Annotated in this window: 1 protein-coding gene; it reads right to left on the reverse strand. The window is 34.6% G+C overall.

Going from position 1 to position 234, the window contains the following annotated elements:
- Positions 1–234: pentapeptide repeat-containing protein (locus tag SB754_RS23065; protein ID WP_410784575.1), on the reverse strand; the 234-nt coding region annotated here is incomplete at both ends.

The raw sequence follows: 234 nt of genomic DNA on the forward strand, positions 1-234 counted from the left end.
TTAGCGGTGTCCGGGAAAAGTTCACTTCATTTAATTTACATGTATCGAACATCACTTTCTTGAATTTACAATCATAATAATCAGCACTTTCCAATGAGCAATGATCGAACTTCACTTGTTTTAATGCGGCATAACCAAAAGCACTTAAATTACAATTGCAATTCTCAAAGGAGACATTCCCTAAACTGGCATCAGAAAGATTAATGCCTAATAGTTTGGACTCTTTGAATTCCA

Origin of the sequence: Leifsonia sp. SIMBA_070, assembly GCF_046534635.1 — a bacterium.
Taxonomy (GTDB): domain Bacteria; phylum Actinomycetota; class Actinomycetes; order Actinomycetales; family Microbacteriaceae; genus Leifsonia.